This window comes from Cyanobium sp. BA20m-p-22, from assembly GCF_024346275.1.
Classification (GTDB): Bacteria; Cyanobacteriota; Cyanobacteriia; order PCC-6307; family Cyanobiaceae; genus Cyanobium_A.
This window is the reverse complement of record NZ_JAGQCQ010000009.1, coordinates 23,525-30,834: the sequence shown is the minus strand read 5'-3', so window position 1 is coordinate 30,834 and position 7,310 is coordinate 23,525. Positions and strand designations below refer to the sequence as shown.

Below are 7,310 nucleotides of genomic sequence, written 5' to 3'. Positions count from 1 at the left end.
CCTGGTAGGCGGCGGTGGAGCCGCTGAAGCGGTCGCTCAGCACCCAGTGGCCCGCCGCCAGGGCTGGGCGAATGCACTGCTCCACGTGCTGGGCCCGGTCGGCGGCATAGAGCAGCAGCTCCGCCATGGGCTCCGGCGCGGCCGCCCCGGGGGGATGGAGCAGCAACTGGCGCAGGGCCGTGCCCAGGGCCGTGCCCCCGGGCTCCCGGGTGATGATCAGCTCCGCTCCTGGCGCCAGCAACCCACTCCCCGGCAGCCAGCGGCCCAGGGCCTCGAGCTGGGTGGTCTTACCGCAGCCATCGATCCCCTCCAGCACCACAAAACGGCCCCGGGAGGGGCCTGCCGGCTCAGCCACCTGCACTCAGCGGAGATCCTGGAGGCCATCCTGCAGCAGCAGGGCATTGACCACCACCGTGATCGAACTCAACGCCATCAGCAAAGCCGCCAGGGGAGGGGTCAGCAACACCCCGTAGCCCGGCAGCAACACGCCGGCCGCCAGGGGCAGCACGATCAGGTTGTAACCAAAGGCCCAGGCGAGGTTCTGCCGCACCTTGGCCATAGTGCGACGCGCCAGCCGCAGGGCCGCCACGATGCCCTCGAGGCGATCGCCCATCACCACCAGGCCGGCGCTGTCCTGGGCAATCTGGGTGCCGGTGCCCACGGCGATGCCCAGATCCGCCGCGGCCAGGGCCGGGGCATCGTTGATGCCATCCCCCACCATCGCCAGGGCGCCATGGGCGGGGTGCTGCAGGATCCTCTCCAACTTCTGCTCGGGCCGCAGCTCCCAGCCCAGCTCCGCCTCCGCCAGGCCCAGGCTGGCCCCCAGCTGCTGCACCGGTTCGCGCCGGTCGCCGCTGAGCAAACCCAGCCGCAGGCCCATGCCCCTCAAGGCCGTGAGCACGCCGGCGGCATCGGGGCGCGGCTGGTCAGCCGCCGCCACCAGCCCCAGCACGCCCTGCTCTCCGCCCACGGCCAGCACGCTGGCGCCCTGGCACTCCAGCAGGGCCTGGCGGGCCAGCAGCTCCGGGCTCGGTGAGGCCTCCAGCCAGGCCAGCCGCCCCACCCGCAGGCTCTGGCCCTCGATGCGGCCACTGACCCCCTGGCCGGCCCAGCTGTGGGCCTCAGCCACCGACAGCAGCTCCAGGCCCCGGCGCTGGGCCTCCTGCAGCAGAGCAAAGCCAAGCGGGTGGCGGCTGCCGGCCTCCAGGCTGGCGGCCAGCTGCACCAGCCGGTCTGAGCTGGCGGCCTGGAGGGGCTCAACCGCTGTCACCAGCGGCCGGCCCCGGGTGAGGGTGCCGGTCTTGTCAAACAACATGGCCCGCAGGCCTGCGGCGGTTTCAATCGCATCCCCGCCCCGAAACAGCAGCCCGCCGCGGGCGGCCCGGCCCATCGCCACCGTGATCGCCGTCGGTGTGGCCAGCCCCAGGGCGCAGGGGCAGGCCACCACCAGCACCGCAATCGAGAGCTGCAGGGCCAGGGCAAAGGGGGTTTCGGCCGCCACCGCCAGCATGGGGTGGCCAGCGTGGGCGCCAGCCAGGGGAGCCGGCTGGAGCACCTGGGGCCACAGCTGGGTGCCCAGCAGCCACCAGAAGAGCAAGGTGGCCAACGCCAGGGCCAGCACCACCAGGGTGAAGCGGCCGGCGAGGCGGTCGGCCAACCCCTGGATCGGGGCCTTGCGGGCCTGGGCCCGCTCCACCAGGTGGATGATGCGGGCAATGGCGCTGTCGGCGCCGCGGCGCAACACCTCCAGCACTAAGGGGGCATCCAGATTGAGGCTGCCGGCTGAGAGCTCGGTGCCGGCAATGGCCGCCACGGGCAGGGGTTCGCCGGTCAGGCCGGAGACATCCACCGCCCCAGAGCCCTGGCGCACCACCCCATCCACGGGCACCCGATCCCCCGGCAACAGCTGCACCCGATCACCTGGGCGCAGGCCGCCGACCCGCACCGGCCGGGGTGGCCCCTCGCCCAGCAGCAGCAGGGCGGTGTCGGGCTGGAGCTCGGCCAGCTCTTCGAGGGCCCGACCCGTGCGGAAGCGGGCCCGCTCCTCGAGGAAACGGCCCAGCAGCACGAAGCCCAGCAGCATCACCGGCTCGTTGAAAAAGCAGGGCCAGCCTGTTTGGGGCCAAAGGAAGCCCACCAGGCTGGCCAGGTAGGCACTGATCACCCCCAGACCCACCAGGGTGTCCATGCTGGGCAGGCCGGCGAGGGCTGCCTGTACTCCCCGCACCAGGATCGGCCGGCCCGGCCCCGCCAGGGTGAGCGTGGCCACCAGGGCATGGATCCAGAGGGCCCCAAGCCCCGCCAGCGAAAGGTGGCCCAGCACCGACACCAGCAGCAGGCCCAGGGCCACCACCAGCTGGCGCCAGTGCTGCCACCAGTTTTGCGATTGCAGGCGCTGCCGCCGGCTGGGCAGCTCCGCATCGCTGGGGCGCAGCCTGGCCTGGAAGCCAAGCCCTGCCAGGGAATGGAGCAGAGCAGCCTGGCTGGCCTCCGCGGAAACCACATCAACCCAGGCGGTGCGGGTGAGCAGGTTGACGCTGGCCTGGCGCACGCCGGGCTGGCCCAGCAGGCGCTGTTCCACGGCCCGCACGCAGCCGCCGCACTTCATGCCTTCGATTTCGAAAAGGAGGGGCTCCAGCAGGGGGGGCTCCTGAAGCGAAGACAAGGACGGCGCTGTTCAGATCAACCCAGGCTAGGGAGATCGGCCAGGATGGGCACCAACGAGCCAATCCCAGCCCCCGTGCCCCGCAGCCAACGCAACGACAACTTCATCGACAAGAGCTTCACGGTGATGGCCGACCTGATCCTCAAGGTGCTGCCCACTAACCGGCGGGCCAAGGAGGCCTTCGCCTACTACCGCGATGGCATGAGCGCCCAGGCCGATGGCGAATACGCCGAAGCTCTGGAGAACTACGAGGAAGCCCTCACCCTCGAAGACGACCCCAACGACCGGGCCTTCATTCTTTACAACATGGCCCTGGTTTTCGCCAGCAACGGCGACCATGCAAAGGCGCTTGATTTCTACGGCCAGGCCCTCGATCTCAACAGCAAGATGCCCCAGGCCCTCAACAATATGGCCGTTATCCATCACCACCTGGGCTCGATCGCCGAAGAAAAGGGTGACGCCGATGAGGCCGACCGCTGCTTCGACCAGGCCGCCGACTTCTGGGCCAAGGCCATTCGCCTGGCTCCCAACAACTACATCGAGGCCCAGAACTGGCTCAAAACCAGCGGCCGCGGCAGTATCGATGTGTATTTCTAAAGCGTGTATTTTTAATACGTGTATTTCTGAACAGCCATGCGCCTGCAACCATCTGCCAGACAACTAATCGCGCTCGCCGGCCTGGGCTTGCTGGGATTGGCCATGCTGACACTGGTTGATTTCAGCCTTGGCAAAGCACTTGGCAGCCTGGGCAGCTTGCTGAAGGGCGATCTCTACTATCTATTTCGAATCTGGGGAAGCCTATGGCCCTGGCTCCTTTTTTCGATCGCCCTAGCTCTTAGTTGCAGGGGAAAAGAGCAACCCAATCGCACCAAACAAAGCGCCTTTCTCTTGCTCAGCCCAGCCCTAAGTGGCGCCTGGGCCGAGCTGCTCAAAATGACCCTGCGCCGCGAAAGGCCCTCCCAGCTGGAAGCCTATGTTTTCCGCCCATTGACCGATCGGCCCTGGTCAAGCAGTGGCCTTGGCCTGCCCAGCTCCCATGCGGCCGTGGCCTTTGGCGGGAGCATGGCCCTGATGATTCTGTTTCCCCGTTTGCGCTGGCCGGCCCTGGTGATGGCAGTGGGCTGCGGGCTCACCCGGGTGATAAGTGGGGCCCATTACCCCACCGACATCTACCTGGGGGCCTTGGTGGGCTCAGTCACCGGCCTTTTGCTAGCCCATTGGCTCAAAATCCCGAGCCTGCGGTTTGGGCATGCACAGCCAAGCCCCGACCAGCCCTAGGCCCGCACCGATGCAGATATCACTGACGTAGTGATTATTGGTGGCCACCCGCTGAAGTGATGCCAAAATAGCTAGCGCCACAAATGCAGGGCGCCCAGTTGGTAAATACCACCAAAGAGATGCTGCCAAACCTGCGGCAACTGCAGCATGTCCGGAAGGGAAACTCATCACTGCAGAGCGCCCATGAATTCCAGCATCTAGGAGTTGGTGCCCAAATGTATCAAAAAAACCATTGGCGTTTTCAAGGATTGCCTTCCCGGGCCTAACCCTGGGAATGATCAGCTTGAACAAATCTACAATTAATCCGCCTAGATAGGAGCCTGCAATTAGGCGCAGGGCTCGCATACGCTCCTCGGAACGGCGCCAACTAAATTGGCTACAGGCTATAACCCCAATCAAAACCATGGCTGCGCCTGTGCCATGACCACCGATTTCGGAAAAACGCAGAATACGTCCTATTTCCTTAGGAATAGGATTCAGATCCATGAGTCGAGCAACCTGGATATCCGCCATCAGGCTCAGCATGCCAGCAGCTATTAGGAAAGTTGCGATGCCTAGCAACGCTCGCTGCTTGCCGAAGATTTTTCTCATAGTGGAGAGGTGATCCTACCTTAACATAGCCTATAAAGCCGACTCTGACCATGGAGCTATTGAATAAAATGTCACAATTTAGGTGCAAATAAAATAATCTTAAGCCCCGTCGCGTCAGTCGCTGCACAGTCCAGCCGCTCCAGCGAACGCGATCGGAGGTCAAGGCTGGAATACTGATACTTATTTCAACAATAATGAGGTCTAATTTTCTAGCCTTAAAATAATTAATTTCCCTGGCCCGCCCTGCCTACCTAGCTTTTGCTCGCCCAAGCTTCACCTTCAAAAACTTGGGTTAAATCCTCGCAAGGGGAACTAGGCTGGCTTATTGATTCTGAAGCACATGGCCAACTACCCCATTAAGGCTGGTGGCCCGGGTCTTCGTACCTAAATTAAAAACTACACTTGGCTCGTGGTATCCAGAAATGGCCACAGGCAAATGGCCCCGAATAACTACATCGAGGCATAGAACTGGCTCAAGACCAGCGGTCGCGGCCGCGTCGACGTGTATTTCTGAGTCGCCTCAGGCCTCAGAGATCCGCAGGGTTCAGCCAGCGCAACCCTTTGAAGCGGGCAAAGCCCCGATCAAACGACACCCAGGTGGCGCCTATCTCCAGAGCTGCTGCTGCCAGGTACACATCGGTCATGTCCTGAGAGCTGGGCCGATGGTCAAGCACCATCTGACGGAACAGGTCCCAATGGCGGGGGCCTGGATCCAAGATCGACACCGCTGGAGAAGCGGTGAGGCTGTCGATAAAGGCGATGGCGACGGCCGCATCCAGGGGTTCGCTGAACACGCGCCGGTCGGTGGCCACCCTGAGGAAGCCGCTCACCACCACAGAAAACAGGCCCAGACCCTCCGGCAAGACACGATTCGCCAAGAGCCAGGCACGCGCCTCGTGATGGCGTGGCGAGATCTGCAGGCAGGCCTGCACCAGCACATTGACGTCAACGCACACCATCACGCTCAGCGCAGCTGCTCCAGCGGCAGACCCTCATCGAGCAACGCGCGGAGTGCCGACATGTCATCAAGATCAACACCTGGGCGCAGCACACCCCCCCCATGCACCGGCAGGGGAGGAAGCTCGCTCCGCGCCAGCTGACGCGCTCGATCGAGATAGGCCTGCAGCGCCGCCTCGAACACCGCGCCCACCGAAGCGCCCTCCCGGGCAGCCTGCAGCTTGGCCTGCACGTAAAGAGCGTCGCTGATGGTGAGCGTGGTGCGCATGGGTGCATCATAATGCGCACACCTTGCATCTTGATGATCAGGCCCGATCCTCGGCCGGATTGACCCCCAGGGCCGCCACCAGGGCTTCGGCCACCGTGCCCGCCTCCAGCAGCTGCAGCCCCAGGCTGGCGGCCGTCTTGGCCAGGCCGCTGCCCTTCGGCAGCACCGCCCGGGTGAAGCCCAGCCGCGCCGCCTCCTGCAGCCGCAGCTCCAGCTGGCCCACGGGCCGCAGCTGGCCGCCCAGGCCCAGCTCCCCCACCAGCACCGTGCCGGGCGGCAGGGTGAGGTCGCGGTAGCTGGCCACCACCGCCGTGGCCACGCCCAGATCCGCTGCGGGCTCCTCCACCTCCAGGCCGCCGGCCACCGCCAGGTAGCAGTCAAAGCGCGACAGGGGCAGGCCCAGGTGTTTTTCGAGCACCGCCAGGATCTGGTGCAGGCGGCCCACGGCGATGCCGGTGGCACTGCGGCGCGGGCTCGCATAGCTGGTGGTGCTCACCAGGGCCTGGAGCTCCACCACCAGGGGCCTGGTGCCCTCACAGGCCACGATCGTGGCGGTGCCGGCACTGGGTTCATCGCCGCCCAGAAACAGCTCGCTGGGGTTGGTGACCTCGGCCAGGCCCCGATCACGCATTTCGAACACCCCCAGCTCGTGGGTGGCGCCGAAGCGGTTCTTCACCGCCCGCAGCAGCCGGTGGCTGGCGAAGCGGTCGCCCTCGAAGGTGAGCACCGCATCCACCAGGTGCTCGAGCACCTTCGGGCCCGCCAGGGCGCCCTCCTTGGTGACGTGGCCCACCAGCAGCAGGGCCGTGTCCTGGCGCTTGGCGATGCGGGCCAGGGCGGCGGCGCATTCGCGCACCTGGGCCACCGAGCCGGGGGCACTGGCCAGCTCGCCGTCATGCAGGGCCTGGATGCTGTCGATGATCGCCACCGCCGGCCGCAAACTCTCGAGCTCCTGCAGCACCAGCTCCAGGTCGGTTTCGGCCAGAAGCTGGAAATTGGCGCTGGGGGCGACATCGGCCTGGGTGGTCGGGGCCAGCCGGCGCCAGCGCAGCTTCACCTGCTGGGCCGATTCCTCGGCACTCACGTAGAGCACCGAGGCGCGGCCGGCCATCGAACAGGCGCTCTGCAGCAGCAGGGTGCTCTTGCCGATGCCCGGGTCACCGCCCACCAGCACCAGGGAGCCGGGCACCAAGCCCCCGCCCAGCACCCGATCGAACTCGCCGTAGCCGCTGCTGAGCCGCTGCAGGGCCCGCTCCCCGACCGCCTGGATCGGCTCGGAGCGCCTCGGCTGCCCTACTGAGCCGCCTTCCAACGCCTTCACGGCAGCGGCAGCCGCCACCGGTCGCCGCCTGCGGCTGTCGGCAGCCGGGCCGGCCTTCTGCTCCACCAGGGTGTTCCAGCTGCCGCAGGCGGCGCACCTGCCAAAAAACTGGCGCGTCTGGGCCCCGCAGCTGGTGCAGACAAAAACGGAGCTGGGCTTGGCCACGGGCAGGGAGGAGGGGGCTGGCGGAAACGGGTCTCTATGAAGAAAGGTGGCGATGAATGAAAAGT

Annotated in this window: 8 protein-coding genes; 2 read left to right on the top strand and 6 right to left on the bottom strand. The window is 65.9% G+C overall.

What is annotated here, in order from left to right:
• Both tmk and KBZ15_RS01740 read right to left on the bottom strand, forming a co-directional pair.
• The coding region (gene tmk / locus KBZ15_RS01745; RefSeq protein WP_255012892.1) for a dTMP kinase at nucleotides 1–355 on the bottom strand (355 nt) is incomplete at its 3' end.
• Nucleotides 356–361: 6 nt separating this feature from the next.
• Nucleotides 362–2,665, bottom strand: coding sequence for a cation-translocating P-type ATPase (locus KBZ15_RS01740; protein WP_255012889.1), 2,304 nt, complete (start codon nucleotides 2,663–2,665; stop codon nucleotides 362–364).
• Between the two features lie 75 nt (nucleotides 2,666–2,740).
• On the opposite strand from KBZ15_RS01740, the gene KBZ15_RS01735 reads away from it, so the two are divergent.
• A complete protein-coding gene (locus KBZ15_RS01735) occupies nucleotides 2,741–3,262 on the top strand; it encodes a photosystem I assembly protein Ycf3 (RefSeq protein ID WP_255012897.1) in 522 nt (173 codons plus the stop codon).
• A 291-nt stretch (nucleotides 3,263–3,553) separates the two neighbouring features.
• The gene (locus KBZ15_RS01730; protein WP_255012888.1) at nucleotides 3,554–3,943 is read left to right on the top strand and encodes a phosphatase PAP2 family protein; all 390 of its coding nucleotides are present in this window, start codon (nucleotides 3,554–3,556) and stop codon (nucleotides 3,941–3,943) included.
• Here KBZ15_RS01730 and KBZ15_RS01725 read toward each other — a convergent pair.
• The 4 genes from KBZ15_RS01725 to radA form a co-directional block, all read right to left on the bottom strand.
• Nucleotides 3,875–4,534: a phosphatase PAP2 family protein gene (locus tag KBZ15_RS01725; protein WP_255012886.1), complete on the bottom strand. Its 660-nt coding sequence runs from the start codon at nucleotides 4,532–4,534 to the stop codon at nucleotides 3,875–3,877. The two genes, KBZ15_RS01730 and KBZ15_RS01725, sit on opposite strands and share 69 nt — an antisense overlap.
• Nucleotides 4,535–5,061: 527 nt before the next feature.
• On the bottom strand, nucleotides 5,062–5,493 hold the full coding sequence (locus tag KBZ15_RS01720) for a TA system VapC family ribonuclease toxin (protein ID WP_255012884.1): 432 nt from the start codon (nucleotides 5,491–5,493) through the stop codon (nucleotides 5,062–5,064).
• Between the two features lie 5 nt (nucleotides 5,494–5,498).
• On the bottom strand, nucleotides 5,499–5,759 hold the full coding sequence (locus tag KBZ15_RS01715) for a hypothetical protein (protein ID WP_197151849.1): 261 nt from the start codon (nucleotides 5,757–5,759) through the stop codon (nucleotides 5,499–5,501).
• A 37-nt stretch (nucleotides 5,760–5,796) separates the two neighbouring features.
• Entirely contained in the window at nucleotides 5,797–7,245 is a 1,449-nt protein-coding gene (radA, locus tag KBZ15_RS01710; RefSeq protein ID WP_255012882.1) for a DNA repair protein RadA, read from the bottom strand.
• Nucleotides 7,246–7,310 lie beyond the last annotated feature (65 nt).